We start from the raw sequence: 250 nt of genomic DNA on the forward strand, positions 1-250 counted from the left end.
CATAAGTAAACTTACTTGTGCTGCCGCTCGACTTGCATGTGTTAGGCCTGCCGCCAGCGTTCAATCTGAGCCATGATCAAACTCTTCAATTAAAGTTTTGTGTTTAACTCGCGTTAAACGACTCAATGAATTCTACTGTTTTGATTCGCGTTGCTCACTAAGAAGCATCGCGTTTCAATTCATACATTACTGTATGTACATATTGCTATGAACACTCATTCATTGATTTAATTCTTTGATTACTCGCCAA

Annotated in this window: 1 rRNA gene; it reads right to left on the reverse strand. The window is 38.8% G+C overall.

The features are described 5' to 3' along the window. A 16S ribosomal RNA gene (locus tag HG547_RS20705) occupies positions 1-92 on the reverse strand; the annotation flags it as partial. Positions 93-250 lie beyond the last annotated feature (158 nt).

Origin of the sequence: Shewanella sp. DNRA4 (assembly GCF_012843185.1) — a bacterium.
Classification (GTDB): Bacteria; Pseudomonadota; Gammaproteobacteria; order Enterobacterales; family Shewanellaceae; genus Shewanella; species Shewanella xiamenensis.